The 20,009-nt window shown below is 71.8% G+C and carries 18 protein-coding genes; 8 read left to right on the forward strand and 10 right to left on the reverse strand.

What is annotated here, in order from left to right:
* Nucleotides 1-155 precede the first annotated feature (155 nt).
* From ACGFZW_RS22850 to sbnA, 5 genes are read right to left on the reverse strand one after another with little or no spacing between them, the layout of a single operon-like run.
* Nucleotides 156-5,102 carry an amino acid adenylation domain-containing protein gene (locus ACGFZW_RS22850; protein WP_393895030.1) on the reverse strand — a complete coding sequence of 1,649 codons (4,947 nt, stop codon included), beginning with the start codon at nucleotides 5,100-5,102 and terminating at the stop codon, nucleotides 156-158.
* A gap of 13 nt (nucleotides 5,103-5,115) precedes the next feature.
* On the reverse strand, nucleotides 5,116-5,853 hold the full coding sequence (locus tag ACGFZW_RS22855) for a thioesterase II family protein (protein WP_393895031.1): 738 nt from the start codon (nucleotides 5,851-5,853) through the stop codon (nucleotides 5,116-5,118).
* The gene (locus tag ACGFZW_RS22860) at nucleotides 5,850-6,059 is read right to left on the reverse strand and encodes an MbtH family protein (protein ID WP_393895032.1); all 210 of its coding nucleotides are present in this window, start codon (nucleotides 6,057-6,059) and stop codon (nucleotides 5,850-5,852) included. Before ACGFZW_RS22860 ends, ACGFZW_RS22855 begins: the two co-directional genes overlap by 4 nt.
* A 3-nt stretch (nucleotides 6,060-6,062) precedes the next feature.
* The gene (gene sbnB, locus ACGFZW_RS22865; protein WP_393895277.1) at nucleotides 6,063-7,058 is read right to left on the reverse strand and encodes a 2,3-diaminopropionate biosynthesis protein SbnB; all 996 of its coding nucleotides are present in this window, start codon (nucleotides 7,056-7,058) and stop codon (nucleotides 6,063-6,065) included.
* Nucleotides 7,059-7,096: 38 nt separating this feature from the next.
* Nucleotides 7,097-8,113, reverse strand: a complete 1,017-nt coding sequence (sbnA, locus tag ACGFZW_RS22870) for a 2,3-diaminopropionate biosynthesis protein SbnA (protein WP_393895033.1) — start codon at nucleotides 8,111-8,113, stop codon at nucleotides 7,097-7,099.
* 567 nt (nucleotides 8,114-8,680) lie between these two features.
* On the opposite strand from sbnA, the gene ACGFZW_RS22875 reads away from it, so the two are divergent.
* The 6 genes from ACGFZW_RS22875 to ACGFZW_RS22900 all read left to right on the forward strand — a co-directional run bounded on the left by ACGFZW_RS22875 (nucleotide 8,681) and on the right by ACGFZW_RS22900 (nucleotide 13,260).
* Nucleotides 8,681-9,505 carry a HipA family kinase gene (locus ACGFZW_RS22875; RefSeq protein ID WP_393895034.1) on the forward strand — a complete coding sequence of 275 codons (825 nt, stop codon included), beginning with the start codon at nucleotides 8,681-8,683 and terminating at the stop codon, nucleotides 9,503-9,505.
* Nucleotides 9,502-9,897, forward strand: a complete 396-nt coding sequence (locus tag ACGFZW_RS22880; protein ID WP_393895035.1) for a DUF3037 domain-containing protein — start codon at nucleotides 9,502-9,504, stop codon at nucleotides 9,895-9,897. The genes ACGFZW_RS22875 and ACGFZW_RS22880 overlap by 4 nt, the downstream gene beginning before the upstream one ends.
* 253 nt (nucleotides 9,898-10,150) lie before the next feature.
* The gene (fabG, locus tag ACGFZW_RS22885; RefSeq protein ID WP_393895036.1) at nucleotides 10,151-10,912 is read left to right on the forward strand and encodes a 3-oxoacyl-ACP reductase FabG; all 762 of its coding nucleotides are present in this window, start codon (nucleotides 10,151-10,153) and stop codon (nucleotides 10,910-10,912) included.
* Nucleotides 10,913-10,943: 31 nt separating this feature from the next.
* The gene (locus ACGFZW_RS22890; protein WP_393895037.1) at nucleotides 10,944-11,714 is read left to right on the forward strand and encodes an SDR family oxidoreductase; all 771 of its coding nucleotides are present in this window, start codon (nucleotides 10,944-10,946) and stop codon (nucleotides 11,712-11,714) included.
* A 224-nt stretch (nucleotides 11,715-11,938) separates the two neighbouring features.
* Nucleotides 11,939-12,607, forward strand: a complete 669-nt coding sequence (locus ACGFZW_RS22895; protein ID WP_393895278.1) for a uracil-DNA glycosylase — start codon at nucleotides 11,939-11,941, stop codon at nucleotides 12,605-12,607.
* Between the two features lie 80 nt (nucleotides 12,608-12,687).
* Nucleotides 12,688-13,260: a hypothetical protein gene (locus ACGFZW_RS22900; protein WP_393895038.1), complete on the forward strand. Its 573-nt coding sequence runs from the start codon at nucleotides 12,688-12,690 to the stop codon at nucleotides 13,258-13,260.
* Here ACGFZW_RS22900 and ACGFZW_RS22905 read toward each other — a convergent pair.
* Complete coding sequence (locus tag ACGFZW_RS22905) at nucleotides 13,248-13,760, reverse strand: hypothetical protein (RefSeq protein WP_393895039.1); 513 nt, start codon at nucleotides 13,758-13,760, stop codon at nucleotides 13,248-13,250. The two genes, ACGFZW_RS22900 and ACGFZW_RS22905, sit on opposite strands and share 13 nt — an antisense overlap.
* A gap of 132 nt (nucleotides 13,761-13,892) precedes the next feature.
* Nucleotides 13,893-14,075, reverse strand: coding sequence for a hypothetical protein (locus ACGFZW_RS22910; RefSeq protein WP_393895040.1), 183 nt, complete (start codon nucleotides 14,073-14,075; stop codon nucleotides 13,893-13,895).
* Between the two features lie 24 nt (nucleotides 14,076-14,099).
* Here ACGFZW_RS22910 and ACGFZW_RS22915 point away from each other — a divergent pair, with 24 nt between their 5' ends.
* A complete protein-coding gene (locus ACGFZW_RS22915; protein ID WP_393895041.1) occupies nucleotides 14,100-14,906 on the forward strand; it encodes an FAD-dependent monooxygenase in 807 nt (268 codons plus the stop codon).
* Nucleotides 14,903-15,808 carry a Gfo/Idh/MocA family protein gene (locus tag ACGFZW_RS22920; protein ID WP_393895042.1) on the forward strand — a complete coding sequence of 302 codons (906 nt, stop codon included), beginning with the start codon at nucleotides 14,903-14,905 and terminating at the stop codon, nucleotides 15,806-15,808. The genes ACGFZW_RS22915 and ACGFZW_RS22920 overlap by 4 nt, the downstream gene beginning before the upstream one ends.
* Here the strand turns inward: ACGFZW_RS22920 and lnt are convergent.
* From lnt to ACGFZW_RS22935, 3 genes are all read right to left on the reverse strand, one after another.
* A complete protein-coding gene (gene lnt, locus ACGFZW_RS22925; RefSeq protein WP_393895043.1) occupies nucleotides 15,780-17,309 on the reverse strand; it encodes an apolipoprotein N-acyltransferase in 1,530 nt (509 codons plus the stop codon). The two genes, ACGFZW_RS22920 and lnt, sit on opposite strands and share 29 nt — an antisense overlap.
* A gap of 156 nt (nucleotides 17,310-17,465) precedes the next feature.
* The gene (locus ACGFZW_RS22930; protein ID WP_393895044.1) at nucleotides 17,466-17,945 is read right to left on the reverse strand and encodes a nuclear transport factor 2 family protein; all 480 of its coding nucleotides are present in this window, start codon (nucleotides 17,943-17,945) and stop codon (nucleotides 17,466-17,468) included.
* Between the two features lie 60 nt (nucleotides 17,946-18,005).
* On the reverse strand, nucleotides 18,006-19,979 hold the full coding sequence (locus tag ACGFZW_RS22935) for an ABC transporter ATP-binding protein (protein WP_393895045.1): 1,974 nt from the start codon (nucleotides 19,977-19,979) through the stop codon (nucleotides 18,006-18,008).
* Nucleotides 19,980-20,009: the final 30 nt, after the last annotated feature.

The raw sequence follows: 20,009 nt of genomic DNA on the forward strand, positions 1-20,009 counted from the left end.
CGCCGCGCAGTCCGGCAGCCTTGCCTCCGGCGTGCTCTGTACGCGGACGACGGCGCAGCCGCGGTTCATGAAGACCTACGTCGGTGCGTGACTCGACGGACAGACCCGCGTCGATCAGGAGACGGCACTGCTGCTGTTGATGCCGTTGGTGCTGCTCATCGCTGTGTGTCCGTCTCCAGGGCCTCGGCGAGGCCCGCGACCGTGGGGTTTTTGAAGACCAGGACCGGCGGGACCCGGCGCCCGAGTCGCTCGCCGAGCCGTCCCGCGACCGTGGTGATGGTCAACGAGGTCCCGCCGACGTCGAAGAAGTCGTCCTGTGGTCCGAAGTCCTCCTCGACGCCCAGGCACTCCCGCCATACTTCGGCGACGAGGAGCTGCTGCTTGGTGACGGCCCGGCGGGTGGCGGGGGCTGGGGCGGACACCGGGCGGGGGTCGGGCAGTGCGTCCCGGTCGACCTTGCCGTTCGGGGTGAGGGGGATCTCGCCGATCACGGTGTAACTCTGCGGCAGCATGTACGGGGGCAGTCGCTCCGCCAGGTGGGCGCGCAGGTCCGCCGGGTCCGGGGCGGGTCGGTCGGGGTGCTCGGGGATCAGGTGGGCCGCAAGCTGGTCCACACCGGCGCGGGTGCGACGCACAGCCACCACGCATTCGGCCACGGTGGGGTGGCTCTGGAGCGCGGACTCGATCTCGCCGAGCTCGATGCGGAAGCCGCGCACCTTGACCTGGTGGTCGTTGCGGCCGAGGAAGACCAGATTTCCGTCGGACAGCAGCCGGACCACGTCGCCCGTGGCGTACATTCGGGAGCCGGGCTGCGCTGCGTACGGGTCGGGCAGGTACGCCGAGGCCGTGCGGGCCGGCCTGCCGAGATAGCCGCGGCCGACCGCGCTGCCGCCGACGTACAGCTCGCCGCGACAGCCCGGGGCGACCGGGCGCAGCTGCGGGTCCAGCACATAGAGGTGCGCGTTGGCGGTCGCCCGGCCGAACGGGACGCTCGGGAGATGGCTGTGCCGGTCGAGCAACTCCTCGGTGATCGGGCAGAACGCCGAGGTGACGGTCGCTTCGGTGGGCCCGTACTCGTTGAAGACCTGGCATCCCGGCGGGGTGGAGGCCAGGACACGGCGGGCCACATCGTGCGGTACGGCCTCGGCGCCGGTGAACACCAGGCGTACGGAGGCGAGTCGCGCAGCGGGGCCCGTACCGGACTCCAGCAGGATCCGCATCTGCGAGGGCGTCGCGTTGAGCGTGGTGATGCCGCGCTCGGCGACCTCTCGCAGGAACTCCTCAGGGTCGTAGGCGGCGGTGGGGCTCGCCAGGTGCAGTTCGGCGCCGGACACCAGGCATTGGAAGATCTCCCAGACCGAGTTGTCGAACGCCACCGAGTGGTTGAGCAGGGCCCGGTCCCGCCCGGTGAGCCGGCACAGCCGCTGGTTCCACTCCAGGAATCCGGTGATGTTGGCGTGGGTGATCGCGACGCCCTTGGGGTTGCCCGTCGAACCCGACGTGTAGATCACGTAGGCGAGGTGGTGCGGTTGTGCCTCCTCGGCCGGCCCGGGATCCGCCCCCGGGTCCGCCCCCGGTTCCTGGTTCACCGCCACGAGCCGCACGCCGTCGCCGAACAGGGCCGAGGTGGGGCGCCCCGGGTCCGCGACGACCAGGCGTACGCCCGAGTCGGCCAGCAGGTACTGCAGCCGGTCCGTCGGGTAGCCGGGGTCGAGCGGGACGTAGGCGCCGCCCGCCTTCAGCACGCCGAGCAGGGCGACCACCAGCTCCACCGAGCGTTCCAGGCAGACGCCGACCAGGCTTTCGGGGCGCACGCCCCCGGCCCGCAGCTCCCGGGCCAGGGCCGAGGCCCGCGCGTCGGTCTCGGCGAACGTCAGCGACCGGCCGTCGCCCACGACACAGATCGCGTCCGGGGCGGTCCGCACCTGGCGGTCCCACAGACGGACCAGGGTGGTCGGCTCCGGCAGCGGCTCGGCCCGGTTGCCGAGGGAGAGGGTGCGCAGCTCATCGGCCGAGACGAGCTCCAGCTCGGACAGTCGGGCCGTGGCGTCGGACACCATCTGATCGATCACCCGCAGGTAGTGCCGGCCGAGGCCCCGGACGAAGTCCGCGTCGAACAGGTCGGTGGCGTACTCGAAGGAGACGCTGAGGTCACCGGCTCCGGCGGCGTGGTCCGTCACGTCGAGGGCGAGGTCGAAGCGGGCGGTGCCGAGCAGTCCCTCCAGCTCCTTGCGGTCGTACAGCTCGGTGAGGTGCCCGGCCCTCGGCTCCTCGTGCAGGGCCAACAGCACCTGGAAGAGCGGGTTGCGGCTCAGGTCGCGCTCCGGGCTCAGCTCCGCCACCAGCTTCTCGAAGGGCAGCTCCTGGTGCGCGTACGCCTCCCGCGCGACCTCGCGGACCCGGCCCAGCAGCTCGCGCCAGGTCGGGTCGCCGTGCAGATCGGTGCGCAGGACGACGGTGTTCACGAAGTAGCCGACCACGTCGTCCAGTTCGGGGCGCGGTCGACCGCCTGCCAGGGTGCCGACGGCCACATCGCTCTCCTCGGCGTACCGGCCGAGCAGCACCTGCAACGGGGCCAGCAGGCCCATGAACAGGGTGATGCCCTCGGATCGGCACAGCGTGCGCAACCGGTGCGCCAAGTCGGCTGGTACGCGCAGCAGTTCACGACGACCGCGGTGGCTCGCGACGGCCGGTCGGGGTCGGCTGGTCGGCAGCTCCAGGACGGGCACGCCGGACAGTCGGGTGCGCCAGTGGGCGAGCAGCCGCTCCAGCTCGGCGCCGGTGAGTCGCTCGCGCTGCCAGGCCGCGTAGTCGGCGTACGTCACGGGCAGCGGTGCCGGGGCGGGAGGGCGGCCGGCGCCGAACGCTGTGTAGAGCTCGCCCAGTTCCCGCACCATCAAGTCCACGGATGCACCGTCGCACGCGATGTGATGGAACGTCAGGAGCGTGACGTCACGGCTCGGGGTGCGCAGCACGTCCGCGCGCAGCAGCGGTGGGCGGTCGAGGGCGAAAGGTGCGCGGATCCGCTCGGTCACCAGCGCGTCCAGGTCCGCCTCGGCGACCTCGGTGCGGCGCAGCGGCACCGGTCCCGGCTCGCGCAGTTCGGGGCGGCTCCGGCCGGCGACGGCGACGAGGGCCGTGCGCAGCGCCGGGTGCCGTTGCACCAGCGCGGACAGGCAGTCCTGCAGCAGCGTCAGGTCGACGCGCCCGCCGGGCATGCCGAGGGCGACCGGCAGGTGGTAGGCGGGCACTGAGTCGTTCAGCTGCTCGAAGATCCAGATCCGCTCCTGGCCGAAGGAGAGTTCGGCGGTCGCGGCCGAGGGGATCGGCACGTCGTCCGAGAGCGCCACGCCGTCCAAGGCGGCGGCGAGCGTGGCAGGCGTCGGATGCGCGAAGACCGACTGTGCGTCGACCGGTACGCCGAGCTCCGCACGCAACCGGGCCACGGCCCGTACCGCCGTGAGCGACTGGCCGCCCAGGCCGAAGAAGTCGTCGTACGGGGACACGTCGTCGAGCCCGAGAACCTCGGCCCACACGCGGCGCACCGCCGCGGTGTGCGGCGGCAGCGGCACGTCGTCGGTCGTCGGCCCGCTCGCCCGGACCAGGCTGTGCGGGATCCGCCGCACGGCGCCGCGGTCGGCCTTGCCCGCAGGGGTGCGAGGCAGGGCGTCGAGCACTGCGTAGCCCTGGGCCACCATGTGGGCGGGCAGCCGCTGCGCGAGGTGGTCACGCACCTGGCGGGGCAGGTCCTCGGATACGGTCCGCGCGTCGTGCGCGGGCACGAGGTACGCCACCAACCGGTCGCCGCCGGCTGCCTCGCGGTCGACGACGACCACCGCGTCCGTGACGAGGGGGTGGCTGCGCACACAGGTCTCGATCTCGCCGAGCTCGATGCGGAAGCCGCGGACCTTGACCTGGTGGTCGTCGCGCCCCAGCACCTCCAGCATGCCGTCGGCGGACCACCGGGCGAGGTCGCCGGTCCGGTACAGGCGCCCGGTGGCGTCCCCGAACGGGTCGGGCACGAACCGGTCGGCGGTCAGCGCGGGCCGGTTGAGGTAGCCGCGCGCCACGCCCGCGCCGCCGATCCACAGCTCGCCGGTGACTCCCGGGCCGACCTCCCGCCCGCCCTCGTCGACGACGTGCAGCCGGGTGTTGGACAGGGCGGTGCCGACCGTGACCCGGTCGGCCACGGCGTTGATGCGGGCCGCGGTGGCCCACACCGTCGCCTCGGTCGGCCCGTACAGGTTCCACAGGGTGCCGCCGGTGGCGAGCAGGTCGCGGGCCAGCTGCGGATCGAGCGGCTCACCGCCCGACAGCAGCACCCGGCCGTGCCCGTCCGTCCAGCCGGACGCCAGCAGCATCCGCCAGGTGGTGGGGGTCGCCTGGACGACGCTCACATCCGCCTCGGCGATGGTGGCGGCCAGCAGCTCGGGGTCGGTGTTGGCGGCGCGCGGGGCCATCACCACCGTCGCTCCCCGGGTCAGCGGCAGGAACAGCTCCAGTATCGAGATGTCGAACGACAGCGGGGTCAGCGCGAGGACCCGGTCGTCCGCCCCGATGCCGGGGCGTTCGGCCACACTCCGCAGGAACGAGGCGATCGCCGCGTGGTCGACGGCCACGCCCTTGGGCAGGCCGGTCGAGCCGGAGGTGTAGAGGACGTAAGCCAGGTGGTGGGGGTGTGCCACCGGGGTCACGGGTGCGGCAGGCTCCGCGGGAATGTCCTCGACCAGCAGGACGTCGGCCACGCCGGACGCCAGGGCCTGCGCGCGGTGTTCCGTGTCGCACAGCCACAGCCCGGCCCCCGAGTCGGTGGTCATGTGCCGCAGTCGGTCGGCCGGGTAGCTCGGGTCGAGGGGCAGGTACGCGGCGCCCGACTTCAGGATGCCGAGCAGGGCCACGACCATCTCGACCGAACGGCCGAGACAGACGCCGACCAGGTCCTCCGGCCCGATGCCGCGTGCCTGCAGCTCGGCGGCGAGTGCCGTGGCCCGGCGGTCCACGCCGGCGTAGGTGGCGCGGTGTGCTCCCGCCACGACGGCGATCGCGTCGGGTGTCGCGGCTGCCTGCCGCTCCCACAGTGCGACGAGGGTGGTCGGCGCCATGAACGATCCTTTCTCAGCCCCGTGCGGGGAAGGTGCGCGTGATCGTCTCTGCCAGCTGTCGTTCCGCGCCGCGCACATACAGGTGGGGGGCACCCGGGAAGAGGCGCAGTTCGAAGTCGGCCGAGGTGTGCTTGCGCCAGGCGGCGAGCTCCGTCCCGCCGACGCTGTCGTCGTCCGAGCCGGCCAGCACGGTCAGGGGACAGGGCAGGGGTGTCTCGGCCCGGTGCGTGTACGTCTCGCACAGCGTCAGGTCCGCGCGCAGCAGCGGCAGCAGCAGCTCCTGCAACTCGGCATCCACCCCGTCGAATTCGGCTGTGGCGAGCAGCTTGTCGTCCGGCAGCGTGTGCCGCGGGTCGCGGTCCGGCAGGCCGGGCGCGCGCATCCCCGACAGGTACAGGCGGTCGGGGAGGCGCGTGCCGAGTGCACGGAGCCGCCGGGCCGTCTCGAAGGCGATCAGGGAGCCCATGCTGTGCCCGAAGAAGGCGTACGGCAGGTCCGTGTGGTCCGCGATGAGCGGCGCGAGCGCGGCAACGGCCTCATCCAGGGACGTCAGGGCCGGTTCGGCGAACCGGTTCTCCCGGCCGGGCAACTGGACCGTACAGACTTCGACGGTTGCCGGCAGGTACGCGGCCAGCCGGTAGGCCGAGGCGCCGGCTCCGGCGTGCGGGAAGACGAACAGGCGCCGCTGCGCGCTGAGTTCACGGCCGCCGAGCCCGCGAAGCCAGGCCGCTGCGAGGTCAGCGGCCGTCATGATGCCGCTCGCACGGAGCGCGGGGTCAGGTCGGTCCACACCTGCTCGATGTGGTCCAGGCACTCCTGGCGGGTGCCCTGCGCGCCGGTGGCGGTCCAGCCGGCGGGCAGGGCACGGTCGGCGAACCAGACCGAGTACTGCTCCTCGTGGTTCACCACGACGACGTACCGGTCCCCGGCGGGGCGCGGGGCGGGTGAGGCGCTCATGCGTCAGACCTCCACCCCGGTGAAGAAGTCGCTCTCGCGGCGGCCCCGGCCCGCCGCGACGACCCGGTCGTGCACCCACTTGCCGACGGCGAGGTCGAGTACGCCGAGTCCGAAAGGCGAGAAGATCGCCGGACGTCCGTGGTCCCGGCGCAGCCGCCCGCGCAGCAGGTCGCCGAGGGTGCCGTCGACGAAGTCCCGGTTTCCGGTGCGCTGTTCGGTCAGGTGCAGCGAGGTGCGCTCGCGTACGGCGTGGTCGACGTCGTCGGTGACGTTCTGGGCGGCGAGGATCAACTCGGGGGCGAGGTCGCGCAGGGACAGGTGCAGGACCACCGGGTTGTGGGCCAGCAGGCGGGGGTCGTGCAGGTGCGGTTCGCCGGCCACGGTGGTCAGCACCACCAGGTCGCAGTCGGTGAAGGCGTCCTCCACCCTGTCGGCAACGACGATCTCGGCCTCGGTGTGCTCGGCCATGACGACGCCGAAGCGGCCCGCCGTCGCCGGGTCGAGGTCGAAGAGCCGGAAGCCGTCGATCTCCCAGTCGAGATCACGCAGGAACCGCCATACGTGCTGGGCGATCAGACCCGTGCCCACGATGCCGACTCGGCGGGCACGTCGCGCGCCGAGCAGCGTCTGCGCGCCGAGCACCGCGGAGGCCGCGGTCCGCGTCGCCGAGACGATCGAGGACTCCATGCAGGCGAACGGGTAGCCGCTGACGCAGTCGTTGAGGATCAGCGTGGCCGAGGCGCGGGGGATTCCGTGCTGCGTGTTGTCCGGAAAGCTGGCGATCCACTTGTTGCCGGCGACCTCGAACTCGCCACCCAGATAGGCGGGCAGGGAGATGATGCGCGACCGGTCCTGGTGCGGGAAGCGCAGGAACGAGCTGTGCGGATTCGAGCTCTGTCCGGCGTCGTGCGCGAGGTAGGCGGCGCGGACGACCTCCATGAGCTCCGGACGGTGACGGTCCGTCTCGGCGGCGACGTCGCCCGCGCCGATCACGGTCATGGGCGGTGGGGCCAGGGTGGACACGGGGTGGTTCTCCTTCAGTTGACGGCCAGGGCTTCGACGCCGGCGGGCTGGACCGCTTCCGCGCGCAGCTGCTGGACCCACGTGGGGTCGTAGACGGTCCGGGCGTAGGCATGGCCGCGGTCGGCGGCGATGAAGGCGACCCGGGGACGGTGTGCGCCGGGACGGTGACGGGCGAAGTAGTCCTGGACGGCGGCGTAGGTGCTGCCGGTCGAACCTCCCGCGTACAAGCCGTACTTGGCGACCAGGGCGTCGCAGGCCTCGACGGCGCGCACTTCTGAGACGATCTCGACCTGGTCGATCAGCGCCTGATCGCACAGCGGCGGCACGATGCTGGATCCGATGCCGGGTATCCGCCGCTTCTTCGGCGGGCCTCCGAAGATCACCGAACCTTCGGTGTCGACAGCGACGACCACGCAGCCCGGGTACGTCTCCTTGATCCGGTGGGAGAGTCCGGCGATCGTGCCGCCCGTGCCCACGCCGACGAAGAGGTAGTCGAGCGGGCCGGCCTGCTCGATCAACTCGCCCGCGGTGAAGCGGTAATGCGCGTCGCGGGCATCCGGATTGGCATACTGGTTGGGCCAATAGGCCGAGTCGAGTTCGACCAGCAGTTCCTGCACCCGGGACAGCCGTGTCTTCAGGTAGCTGCCCGCCGCATCACGGATGGATACCTTCTCCACCCGCCCGCACAGCAGCCGGAGCTGGGCCTCGGTGGCCTCGTTGCAGTTCGGATCGATGACCGGGACGAACGAGATGCCGAGCATTCGGCAGTAGAAGGCCAGGGCCAGCGCGAAATTGCCGGACGACGACTCGACCACCGTGGTGTCGTGCGCTATCTCCCCGCGACCGATGGCCTGTTCCAGAATCCACAATGCCGAACGGTCCTTGGTACTTCCGGCGGGATTGCAGAATTCCAGCTTGGCGACGATGTCGCACTGCTCGTCCGCCAGGGGAACCAGCGGGGTTCCCGTGAGGCCCCTGCGAATCTGCTTTGTCCGTTCGATCAGAAATTGATCAGCACGCCTGTGGAGCATGGGCCGAGTGTGGCACGGGGTCGGTCGAGGCGGCTCAAATGCGACTCAAGTGCGGTGCGACAAAAGCCGGAACGCGGGGGCGAGTACGACAAGGGCGCGAGTCCGGCGTCGGTGACATGCAGGGGTGCGGAGGCGAGTTCTCTCTTCTGCTCACCACGCGATTCGGCAATGCCGTGGTCGCGAATACATGGAACACCTTCACCGGAAAACCGGCGTCGGCCAAGGCCGGCATCATCCCTCCGCGTCCAGGGGGGTGAAGCAGGGGCAGTGGGAGGCGGCGCCGAAGTGCGGCCTCCACGACGGAGTGGCTCGGGCACTCCTCGCCGTCGGTCACGCTCGGTTACTACGCTCACTTCATGCCGGGGGCCGGGGCCGAGGGCCAGGGGCCCGGGGGCCGGGAGCAAGAGCCGCGCCGTCTTGGACGGAATGCTCGGGAGGCAGGGCGATCTGCGTGCCGGTCGGAACTCTCCAGATTCTCTCCAGTCCTGAGTGTGGCCGACTCTGTGCGTTTGGATGTTGCGGCGGAGGTGTGGATTGTAAGGTCGGGCATTCCTATAGCCTGGGAAAATGTTGACCGAAGTCACAGCGACCCGCTATGTCACGCCCTTGCGTGAGGGTGGATCGCTCCCGGGGATCGTCGAGGCAGACGACCTCGGTACGTACGTCATGAAGTTCACCGGCGCCGGCCAAGGGCGCAAGACCCTCGTTGCCGAGGTGATCTGCGGGCAGTTGGGCCGTCGGCTCGGGTTGCGGGTGCCGGAGCTGGTCCGGATGCAGCTCGACCCCGTGATCGGCCTGAGCGAGCCCGATCAGGAGGTCCAGGAGCTGCTCAAGGCCAGTGGGGGACTCAATCTGGGGATGGACTACCTCCCCGGGTCGCTCGGATTCGATCCGCTCGCCTTCGAGGTGAGCGCCCGTGAGGCGGGGCGTGTGGTGTGGTTCGACGCGCTCCTCAACAATGTGGACCGGTCCTGGCGCAATCCCAATCTGCTGGTGTGGCACGGTCAGCTGTGGCTGATCGACCACGGCGCCACGATGATCTGGCACCACAACTGGCCGAGCGCCGAGAAGGCCGCGGCCAAGCCCTACGACGCCGCCGATCATGTGCTCGCCACCTTCGGTCCCGACATCCCCTCCGCCGCGGCCGAATTCGGCCCGCAGATCACCGAGGAACTGCTGACCGAGATCGCCGCCGAGGTCCCGGCGGAATGGCTCGTCGACGAGCCCGGCTTCGACTCGCCGGACGAGCTGCGCCAGGCGTATGTGAAGACCCTGCTGGCCCGTGCGCGGACGATCAGCGACCACATCACCATCGGCGAACGCACCAAGGACGCGGCCTCCCGGGCACCGGAGTGGCTGGCGGGAAAGCTCCCGCGGAGGGCAGTGAAGTGAGCGGACTGCACAACGGGCGCGACGTCTTCGAATACGCGCTGGTGAAGGTGGTGCCGCGCGTGGAGCGCGGCGAGATGATCAATGCCGGCGTGGTCGTGTACTGCCACGCCCGGCGCTTCGTCGAGGCCCGGACACATCTAGACGAGGCTCGGCTGCTCGCCCTCGACCCCGCCGTGGACGTGGCCGGGGTCCGGGCCGCGCTGGGCGCCGTCGAGGGCATCTGCCACGGCGGTGAACAGGCCGGCCAGGCGGCGGGCGACGACCCCGGGCGCCGCTTCCGCTGGCTGATCGCACCGCGCAGCACCATCGTGCAACCGGGCCCGGTGCACACCGGCCTCACCGCCGATCCCACCGTGGAGGCGGAGCGGCTGCTGGAACTGCTGGTGCGCTGAGCGGCAGGCGGGCGGCCGGGTTCGGCCCCTGTAGTGGGGCCCGCGCCCGGCCGTCCGCTCGGTCGGGTGACGCGATCACGCCCCCTGGAGGTTCCTGTCGCAGGTGAGGTGGGTAACGGCGCGGCAGTGGGGCGTTGACAGCGGGTGGCCGGGCTTCTAGCGTCAGCCCTGCTGAAGCTACTAAGCGGTTGCTCACCTTCGGGATCGGTGCGGCGGACCGCTTGTCGAGGTTTCGAGGGTGAGGAGAACCCGCATGTCCACCACCGAGCAGCGCGTCGCCATCGTGACGGGCGCGGCCCGCGGTATCGGCGCGGCCACCGCCGTACGCCTGGCCGCCGAGGGCCGCGCCGTAGCCGTACTCGACCTCGACGAGGCGGCGTGCAAGGACACCGTCGAGAAGATCAGCTCGGCCGGTGGCAAGGCCATCGCCGTCGGCTGCGACGTATCGGACTCGGCGCAGGTGGAGGCGGCGGTCGCACGCGTCGCGGCCGAGCTGGGCGCACCGACCGTGCTGGTCAACAACGCCGGCGTGCTCCGCGACAACCTGCTGTTCAAGATGAGCGACAGCGACTGGGACATGGTCATGAACGTCCACCTGCGCGGTGCGTTCCTGATGTCCCGGGCATGTCAGAAGCACATGGTGGACGCCAAGTTCGGGCGGATCGTCAATCTCTCCTCCAGCTCGGCGCTCGGCAACCGCGGCCAGGTCAACTACTCCGCGGCGAAGGCCGGTCTGCAGGGCTTCACCAAGACCCTCGCCATCGAGCTCGGCAAGTTCGGCGTCACCGCCAACGCCGTCGCCCCTGGCTTCATCGTCACCGACATGACGGCCTCCACCGCCGAGCGCGTCGGTATGGGCTTCGAGGAGTTCCAGGCGGCGGCCGCCACCCAGATCCCGGTGCAGCGCGTCGGCCGCCCCGAGGACATCGCCAACGCCATCGCCTTCTTCACCGGCGAGGCGGCCGGTTTCGTGTCCGGCCAGGTCATGTACGTCGCCGGCGGCCCGCTCAACTGACCGCCCCCACCGACTTCAGGAGTACAAGAACATGACCGAGCAGGACAGCGGGCTCCCCGAGCTCTCGGGCAAGGCGGCACTCGTCACGGGCGGCAGCCGCGGAATCGGCTACGGCATCGCGCAGGCGCTGGTCGCCCGCGGCGACCGGGTCTGCATCACGGGCCGCAACGAGGACGCCCTCAAGGAGGCCGTCGAGAAGCTCGGCGCCGACCGGGCGATCGGCGTGGCCGGAAAGGCGCACGACGAGGACCACCAGGGCGTCGCCGTCGAGCGGGCGATGGAGGCTTTCGGCCGCGTCGACTACCTCGTCAACAACGCCGGTACGAACCCGGTGTTCGGCCCCATCGCTGACCTCGATCTGGGCGTCGCACGCAAGGTGTTCGAGACCAACGTCGTCTCGGCGCTCGGCTTCGCGCAGCGCACCTGGCACGCGTGGCAGAAGGACAACGGCGGCGCGATCGTCAACATCGCCTCCATCGCGGGCATCAACGCCTCGCCCTTCATCGGCGCGTACGGCATGAGCAAGGCCGCGATGGTGAATCTGTCGCTCCAGCTCGCCCACGAGTTCGCGCCGACCGTGCGGGTCAACTCCATCGCTCCCGCCGTGGTGAAGACGAAGTTCGCGGCGGCGCTGTACGAGAACCGTGAGGAGGAGGCGGCGGCCGGCTACCCGATGGCACGGCTCGGCGTCCCGGAGGACATCGGCGGGGCCGCGGCCTTCCTGCTGTCCGAGGCCTCCGGCTGGATCACCGGCCAGACGCTGGTCGTCGACGGCGGCCTGTTCCTCAACGCCGGGGTCTGACAGCGAGCGCCCGGCCCGGAAGCCTGCCTGCCGCACGGCCGGCCGGGCCGCGGGCCGTGCACACGAGGCGCAAGGCCCACGGGGTCTTGCGCCTCCTGTGCGTGGCACGAGGCGTGAGACCGTGGTCCCGGGGGCGGCCCGCGGGCGGCGTTGTCAGTGGTCGCCGGTAGGTTCTGGGTGGGAGAACGGAACATACACCGGAGGTTGTTGACGTGCTGACCGACATGCTGCCCGAGTCCTGGCGCGGCGTCCTCGGCGAGGAGTTGGAGAAGCCCTATTTCAAGGAGCTGACCGACTTCGTCGAGCAGGAGCGGGCTCTGGGCCCGGTCTATCCGCCCCGCGAGGAGGTCTTCGCGGCGCTGGCGGCGACGCCCTACGACCAGGTGAAGGTGCTCATCCTCGGCCAGGACCCGTATCACGGCGCCGGCCAGGGCCACGGCCTGTGCTTCTCCGTGCGACCCGGTGTCAAGACGCCGCCGTCGCTGCGGAACATCTACAAGGAGATGAAGGACGAGCTGGGGCACCCGGTCCCCGACAACGGTTATCTCATGCCCTGGGCCGAGCAGGGCGTCCTGTTGCTGAACGCCGTGCTCACGGTCCGCGAGGGCGAGGCCAATTCCCACAAGGGCAAGGGGTGGGAGAAGGTGACCGACGCGGTGATCCGCGCGGTGGCCGCCCGGCCCGACCCGGCCGTCTTCGTGCTGTGGGGGAACTACGCCAAGAAGAAGCTGCCGCTGATCGACGAGGAGCGGCATGTCGTCGTGCAGGGCGCGCACCCCTCCCCGCTGTCCGCGAAGAAGTTCTTCGGCTCCCGCCCCTTCACCCAGATCAACGCGGCGATCGCCGCCCAGGGCCACACCCCTATCGACTGGCGGATCCCCGACCTGGGCTGAGCCGGCCGCCCGGTACGCCCGGGCAGCTCCCGCACACCGCGCGGGAGCTTCCGCCGGCGGTTAGCGTCGTGGAGACGGCAATGGCGACGGCGAGTGAACGCGGGGAGTGTGCGGTGGCGGAGAAGCAGCGGCAGGAGGCGCCCGAGGACAGCGTGCCGACCCGGATCGGCCAGGCGATCATGTTGCATCGCGCCGGGGACCGGGAGGAGGCACGCAATCGTCTGGCGGAGCTCTGGCGGGAGATCGGACCACAGGGAAACGCCTTCCACCGCTGCACCCTCGCCCATTACATGGCGGATACCCAGGACGATCCCAGGGACGAGCTCGCCTGGGATCTAAGGGCTCTGGCGGCGGCCGAGGGCTTCGTCACCGAGCGTTTCCCGGAGGCCGGCGGCATCCCGCGCGCAGCGGTGGCCGACGGTCCCGGGCCCCGGCACCCGCTCGTCGCCCTGCGGGCGTTCTTCCCCTCCCTGCATCTCAATCTCGCGGCCGACTACGCAGGGCTCGACCGGCCGGCCGATGCGCGAGCGCAGCTGCGGCGGGCGAAGGCGTCCGCGAACGCCCTGGCCGACGGCGACTACCGCCAGGGGCTCAGAGAGGCGATCGACCGACTGGAGTCGCGGATCGACGGCGCGGCGGGCTATTCGGCGTAGGCGCCACGGCAGATCCGCTGCACGGCGCTGCCTTGCTCCCACTGTCCGTAGGCCCGGCCCAGCGCGCAGACGTCCGTCCCGGACGGCGCGGCGGGCACGCCCGGGCGCGGGGGTCGGGGTGTCGCGGCCCCGCCCGCGGGCGCTCCGCCGATGCCGGTGCCCTTTCGTCCGCCCGCGTCAGGAGCGGACGCCGCCCGGCTCCCGCTGTGCTTCCGCCCGCCCGCGGACGGTGCCGCCGCACCGTCCGCGGCCTTCCGCCCGTCGCCGGGTGCCGATGAGGGCCGCGGGCCCCTGCGGTCGTGACGCGGCGACGGTACCGCCGTCGTCACCTTGTTCTTCGAGGGCGCGGAAATGCCCGGGCCGAGTGGTTCCACTGACGGCGCGGGCAGCGCGGGGCGAGGGGGCGCCTCGGATGCCGGGGGAGAGATGACGGTCATACATCCGGTGGTGGTCGCCGCGACCACCGTCACCAGGACCGCCGCTGCGGGCAATTGGTACACGCCGACAACTCTCCACGTCTGTCGAATCCTTGGGAAGGCCCCACAGGAGTGATCGGCGCGCCGCGGAGGGGACGCGCCGACCGGATTAACGGAACGGAGGAGCGGGGGCGGCGGCTGCGCCGCCGCCGTGGCCTAGCGGTTCAGCATGCCGACCAGGAGCTCCGTGCAGGACGTGCGCAGCGCGTCGCGCGTGGGGACGGACGCCTGGTACTGCCCCGCGGTGCAGGAGAACATCGCGCCGTCGCACCAGGCGATCACGTTCTGCGCGTGCCGTTCGGGATCGGTGGAGCCGGCCGCCGTCAGGAGGGCGATCATCGGCTCCCGGAAGGCCCGGCCCGCGTGCGCGTGCAGGGCGACGAGGAACTGACCGCCGATCTCGTCGTGGCCGCCGACGGCATCCGCTCCGCCGCCCGTCGCGAGCTCTTTCCCGGCCTCCCCGAACCCCGCTACGCCGGCTACACCGCCTGGCGCTTCGTGGTCCCCGCCCCCGACCGCCCGTTTCCGGCCGGTGAGACCTGGGGACCGGGCGGCGTCTGGGGCACCGTCCCGCTGTACGACGGGCGCGTCTACGCCTATGCGACCGCGGCCGTGCCTCCCGGAGGGCGGGCAGCCGACGGCGAACGGGCCGAGCTGTTGCGCCGCTTCGGCGACTGGCACGACCCCATCCCCGCGCTCCTGGGCACCGTCGACCCGGCCGCGGTGCTCCGCAACGACGTGTACACCGCTGCCGCTGCGCCGCCCGCCTTCCACCGCGGGCGGCTCGCGCTCCTCGGCGACGCCGTGCACCCCATGACCCCGAACCTCGGGCAGGGCGGCTGCCAGGCGATCGAGGACGCCGTCGTGCCGGCCCACGAGGTCGCCTCGCAGGACGGTCTCGGCGTCGCCCTCGCCGCCTACACGAGAGCGCGGCTGCCGCGCACCATGGACGTGGTGCGCCGCTCGGAGCGACTCGGCCGGCTGACCACCTGGCGTTCCCGGCCGGCCTGCGCGCTGCGCGCCGCGCTGCTGGCCGCCGCGGGCCGTCTCGCACCGGATCCGGCGCTGCGCAGCTTCGACGGCATCGCCGACTGGCGGCCGCCGGAGGGCACGTATGCTTCCGGCACGCGGGGCACCCGGACCGCGGTACTACCCAAGGAGCACGAGTGAAGGTCGGCTGCATCGGACTCGGAGACATCGCCCAGAAGGCGTATCTCCCCGTACTGGGCGCGCAGCCCGGTGTGGAACTGCACCTGCAGACCCGCACCCCCGCCACCCTCGAACGGGTCGGCGGCACACACCGGCTGGCGGCGGACCAGCTCCACACCGACCTGGACTCGCTCCTCTCCGCGGGCCTCGACGCCGCGTTCGTGCACGCGCCGACCGCCGTGCACCCCGAGATCGTGACCCGGCTGATCGACGCCGGTGTGCCGACCTATGTCGACAAGCCGATCGCCTACGAACTCGCCGAGTCGCAGCGGATCGTGCAGCTGGCGGAGGACCGGGGCGTCGGGCTGGCCGTCGGCTTCAACCGGCGCTTCGCACCCGGCTACGCCCAGTGCCTGGAGCACGCCCGCGATCTGATCCTGATGCAGAAGAACCGCATCGGCCTGCCCGAGGACCCGCGCACGCTGGTGCTTGACGACTTCATCCATGTCGTCGACACGCTGCGCTTCCTGCTCCCCGGCGAGATCGAGCACGTCGACGTGCGCGCCAGGATCCGCGACGGGCTGATGCAGCATGTCGTGCTGCAGCTCTCCGGCGACGGATTCACCGCCATCGGCACCATGAACCGCCTGAGCGGCTCAGCGGAGGAGCTCCTCGACGTCTCCGGCCAGGACACCAAGCGCCAGGTCGTGAACCTCGCCGAGGTCATCGACCACAAGGGGCAGCCGAGCGTGCGCCGGCGCGGGGACTGGGTGCCGGTCGCCCGTCAGCGCGGCATCGAGCAGATCGTCCTCGCCTTCCTGGACGACATCCGGGCCGGTCGCCGACCGTCCGCCCAGGACGCGCTGCGCACCCACGAACTGTGCGAACGCGTCATCACCGAGGCGCTCGCGCAGGCCGTCTGAGCGCCCGAAGTCCCCCGATCCCGGCGGCAACCAGCAGCGCGGCCACCGCGCCGTACACCGCCCAGTCGCCGAACCGGGTGTACGGGCTGGTGCCTTCCGCCAGCGGCAGGTCGTACACGGCGGCCGCGGCCCGGTCGGTGCCCAGCCGTCCACCGACGGGCTCACCGCGCGGGCCGTACACCGCACTGACACCGGTGAGCGTGGCGTGCACCATCGGCCGCCAGCTCTCCGCCGCCCGCAGCGCGGCGAGCGAGGCGTGCTGGTCGGGCGCCCAGCTGTTCTGGAACGTCGAGGTCGAGGACTGGGCGACCAGCACGCGCGCACCGTTCTGCGCGAGCCGGCGGCTCATGTCGGGAAAGGCCGTCTCGAAGCACACCAGCGGGCCGATGCGCAGACCGCCCGCCGTGGCGACGGGGATCAGCTCCGGGCGTGCGCCCCGCAGCCGGTCGGTCGCGGCGGCCTTGCCGACCTGTGTCGCCCAGCCCAGGAGGGATCTGGCCGGGATGTACTCACCGAAGGGCACCAGCCGCATCTTGGCGTACCGGTCACCGGTCGGGCCGTCAGGTCCGATCAGCACCGCGCTCTTGTAGATGCCCGGCCCACCGGCGTGCGGTGCGTCGGCGTTGACGAGCAGCTCGGCGCCGGTGCGCCGGGACAGGGCGGCGAGCCGGGCGGCGAGTGCTGGATGGTCCGCCGGATCCCTGTTGAGGCTGCTCTCGCCCCAGACGACGAGGCGTACTCCGCGGCCCGCCAGCGCGCGGGTGAGCTCTTCACTCCGCTCCAGCCGGCCTCGGGGGCCGCCGGCGACACCCGGCTGGACCACCGCGACGCGCACCGTACCGGCGGTCCGGGGGACGGGGGCTTCGTACCAGGCCGCGGTGGTGGCGAGGGCGCAGACCAAGAGGCCGGCGACGGCAGGCCGCCAGGCCGCCGGCCGGGCGATCAGCTCGGCGACAGCGGTGTTCACCGCGACGATCAGCAGGCTCAGCAGCCATACGCCGCCGATCGACGCGAGCCGCAAAGCGGGTGGCAGCTGCCACTGGCTCGCGCCCAGCAGCCCCCACGGACCGCCCAATCCTTCCCAGGACCTGACCAGTTCGACCATCAGCCAGCCCGAAGGCACCAGCACCAGGGCCGCGGCGCGGCGCCTCGCGCCGGGCGCGCCCGACAGCAGCTGACGGACCAGCAGCCCCCACGGTGCCCACAGAGCGCCGAGGAACAGGGCCAGCACGAGGATGAAGACGTGCAGGCTCGGCAGCAGCCAATGATGGACGGAGAGCATGAACCCGGCGCCGCCCAGCCAGCCCTCCAGTGCCGCCCGGCCGCGCGTCGGGGCGCTGCGCACCAGCAGCAGCCAGGGAACGAGCGCCACATACGCCAGCCACCACCACGACGGCGCGGGGAAGGTGAGCGCGGGCAGCGCCCCGGCGAGCGTCGCGGCGGCGCCGCGCGACCAGGGGGAGCCGAGCCACCGCGCCGGATGGCCGAGCGGTCTGTGCATGCGTCTCCCTGTTGGCGGGGCCGTGAGCCGGACGGTCAGTGTGCGCGGACGGGCCGATCATGAACAGGGTGCCCCGGCGGAGATGGCTGATTCGCGCAGCCACCACGGTGATCCGCGCCCCGAGCGGTGCGTGGTGCGGGCACTGCGGTGGGCCGATCAGGCGGCGGGAGGCACCTGCCGCCACTTCTCGTGGACGACGACGCCGCTCAGCCGCCAGCCGTCCGGGGTGCGGCGGGCGGTGAACGCGTAGCGGCCCGCGCAGGTGAAGTTGGGGGCGGTGGGACCGCCGTCGCCGTCCGCCGCGGTGCCGGTCAGGCGCATCGGATTGAGATAGTCGGTCTGGACCGTGGCGGTGTCGCCGCTCGCGCCGTCGAGCGACCCCACACGGATCCGGCGGTTGACGATGAGGTGCTGGCGTACGGAGAAGAGGCGCAGGGTGTCGGCGAGCCAGGTCGCGATCTCCTCGACGGTGCCCTCGATCCCGCCGGCGGACCGGTAGTCGGCCCGGCCGTCCGGGGTGAACAGGGCCAGGTAGGCGGGCCAGTCGCCGTCGTCCACGGCGATGGCGTAGCCGGTGATCAGATCGTCGATCGCGAGGCGGTCCATGACAGTCGAGTGTTCCGCGCGCTGCGTCATCGCCTCAGTTTTCGGCATGGCGAGGCCCCCGCCAAGAGGCGGGGGCCGACCGGCGCGGCGTCACGGCACCAGCGCGGTCTCCTTGACCTGTTCCGGGCCGGAGTCACGATCGGAGCCGTGGGCGGTCGGTGCGGTGCTCGCTGCGGACTCCTGGCCGGGCCCGGCATCAAAGTCGGTGGCCGAGAACTGGGTCCGGTGGAGCTGCGCGTAGCGCCCGTCGGCGGCGAGCAGCGTCCGGTGCGTCCCGCGCTCGACGATCCGCCCGCCCTCGACGACCAGGATCAGGTCGGCGGCCCGCACGGTCGACAGCCGGTGGGCGATCACCACCGCCGTCCGGCCGGCCAGCGCCTCGGTCAGGGCTTCCTGCACCGCCGCCTCCGAGGTGCTGTCCAGGTGGGCGGTGGCCTCGTCCAGGATGACGACCCGGGGGTGTGCGAGCAGCAGCCGGGCGATCGTCAGCCGCTGGCGCTCACCGCCGGAGAGGCGGTAGCCGCGTTCGCCGACGACGGTGTCCAGGCCGTCGGGGAGCGAACGGATCAGCTCCTCTAGCCGGGCGCGGCGCAGGGCGTCCCACAGCTCCTCCTCGGCCGCCTCCGGCTTGGCCAGCAGCAGGTTCTCGCGGAGGGAGTCGTGGAAGAGGTGCCCGTCCTGGGTGACCATGCCCAGGGTGTCGCGCAGCGAGGCGGCGGTCAGGTCGCGGACGTCCTCCCCGGCCAGCCGGATCGTGCCGGAGTCGGTGTCGTACAGGCGAGGCAGGAGTTGGGCGATGGTCGACTTGCCGGCGCCTGAGGAGCCGACAAGTGCCACCATTTGGCCCGCTTCGGCGCGGAAGGAGATGTCGTGCAGCACTTCCTCGCCGCCGCGCGTGTCGAGGGTGGCGACCTCCTCCAGTGAGGCCAGCGAGACCTTGTCGGCGGAGGGGTAGGCGAAGCGTACGGAGTCGAATTCCACCGAAACCGGCCCGTCGGGCACCGGGCGGGCGTCCGGCTTTTCGGTGATCAGCGGTTCGAGGTCGAGTACCTCGAAGACCCGCTCGAAGCTCACCAGGGCGCTCATCACCTCGATGTGCGCTCCGGACAGTGCGGTCAGCGGGGCGTAGAGCCGGGTCAGCAGCAGGGCGAGCGAGACGATCGCGCCGGCTTCCAGCTGCCCGCGCAGGGCGAAGAACCCGCCCAGCCCGTAGACGACTGCCAGCGCAAGGGCGGAGACCAGGGTCAGGGCGGTGACGAAGTACGTCTGCACCATCGCGGAGCGGACGCCGATGTCCCGCACCCGCCGGGCCCGCGAGGCGAATTCCGCGGACTCGCGGGACGGACGGCCCATCAGCTTGACGAGGGTGGCGCCCGGCGCGGAGAAGCGTTCGGTCATCTGGGTGCCCATGGCGGCGTTGTGGTCGGCGCCCTCGCGCCGCAGGCCCGCGAGCCTGCGGCCCACCCGGCGTGCGGGCAGCACGAACACCGGCAGCAGGACGAGCGCGATCAGGGTGATCTGCCACGACAGGCTGAGCATCACCACCAGGGTGAGCAGCAGCGTCACGATGTTGCTCACGACCCCGGACAGGGTGTCGCTGAACGCCCGCTGGGCGCCGATCACATCGTTGTTGAGGCGGCTGACCAGGGCTCCGGTGCGTGTGCGGGTGAAGAACGCCACCGGCATCCGCTGCACGTGGTCGTACACGGTGGTGCGCAGATCGAGGATCAGCCCCTCACCGATGGTCGCGGACAGCCAACGGGTCAGCAGGCCGAGGCCGGCCTCGGCGACCGCGATGGCGGCGATCAGGCCGGAGAGGCCGAGGACGACGGAGGAGGAGTCGCCGTTGACGATGGTGTCGACCACGTGTCCCGCCAGGAGCGGGGTGGCCACCGCGAGCATCGCGGTGAGGGTGCTGAGGATCAGGAACCACACCAGCTGACGCCGGTGCGGGCGGGCGAACTTCAGGATGCGGCGCAGCGTCCCCCGGGAGAAGGGGCGCCTGTCCTGCTGCGCGGTCATCGTGCTGTGCAGCGAATGCCAGGCGGTGACTTCCATGTCCATCGCGGCCTCCTGTGTGTCGTGGTGTCACGG

This window comes from Streptomyces sp. NPDC048248, from assembly GCF_043201875.1.
Lineage (GTDB): Bacteria > Actinomycetota > Actinomycetes > Streptomycetales > Streptomycetaceae > Streptomyces.

Bases quoted from the DNA above. Each gene is read 5' to 3' on its own strand.
- ACGFZW_RS22890 (WP_393895037.1), top strand. From the start codon at position 10,944: ATGACCGAGCAGGACAGCGGGCTCCCCGAGCTCTCGGGCAAGGCGGCA.
- ACGFZW_RS22850 (WP_393895030.1), bottom strand. From the start codon at position 5,102: ATGGCGCCGACCACCCTCGTCGCACTGTGGGAGCGGCAGGCAGCCGCG.
- fabG (WP_393895036.1), top strand. From the start codon at position 10,151: ATGTCCACCACCGAGCAGCGCGTCGCCATCGTGACGGGCGCGGCCCGC.
- ACGFZW_RS22855 (WP_393895031.1), bottom strand. From the start codon at position 5,853: ATGACGGCCGCTGACCTCGCAGCGGCCTGGCTTCGCGGGCTCGGCGGC.
- ACGFZW_RS22900 (WP_393895038.1), top strand. From the start codon at position 12,688: ATGGCGACGGCGAGTGAACGCGGGGAGTGTGCGGTGGCGGAGAAGCAG.
- ACGFZW_RS22875 (WP_393895034.1), top strand. From the start codon at position 8,681: ATGTTGACCGAAGTCACAGCGACCCGCTATGTCACGCCCTTGCGTGAG.
- ACGFZW_RS22910 (WP_393895040.1), bottom strand. From the start codon at position 14,075: ATGATCGCCCTCCTGACGGCGGCCGGCTCCACCGATCCCGAACGGCAC.
- sbnA (WP_393895033.1), bottom strand. From the start codon at position 8,113: ATGCTCCACAGGCGTGCTGATCAATTTCTGATCGAACGGACAAAGCAG.
- sbnB (WP_393895277.1), bottom strand. From the start codon at position 7,058: ATGACCGTGATCGGCGCGGGCGACGTCGCCGCCGAGACGGACCGTCAC.
- ACGFZW_RS22860 (WP_393895032.1), bottom strand. From the start codon at position 6,059: ATGAGCGCCTCACCCGCCCCGCGCCCCGCCGGGGACCGGTACGTCGTC.
- lnt (WP_393895043.1), bottom strand. From the start codon at position 17,309: ATGCACAGACCGCTCGGCCATCCGGCGCGGTGGCTCGGCTCCCCCTGG.
- ACGFZW_RS22895 (WP_393895278.1), top strand. From the start codon at position 11,939: ATGCTGCCCGAGTCCTGGCGCGGCGTCCTCGGCGAGGAGTTGGAGAAG.
- ACGFZW_RS22930 (WP_393895044.1), bottom strand. From the start codon at position 17,945: ATGACGCAGCGCGCGGAACACTCGACTGTCATGGACCGCCTCGCGATC.
- ACGFZW_RS22935 (WP_393895045.1), bottom strand. From the start codon at position 19,979: ATGGACATGGAAGTCACCGCCTGGCATTCGCTGCACAGCACGATGACC.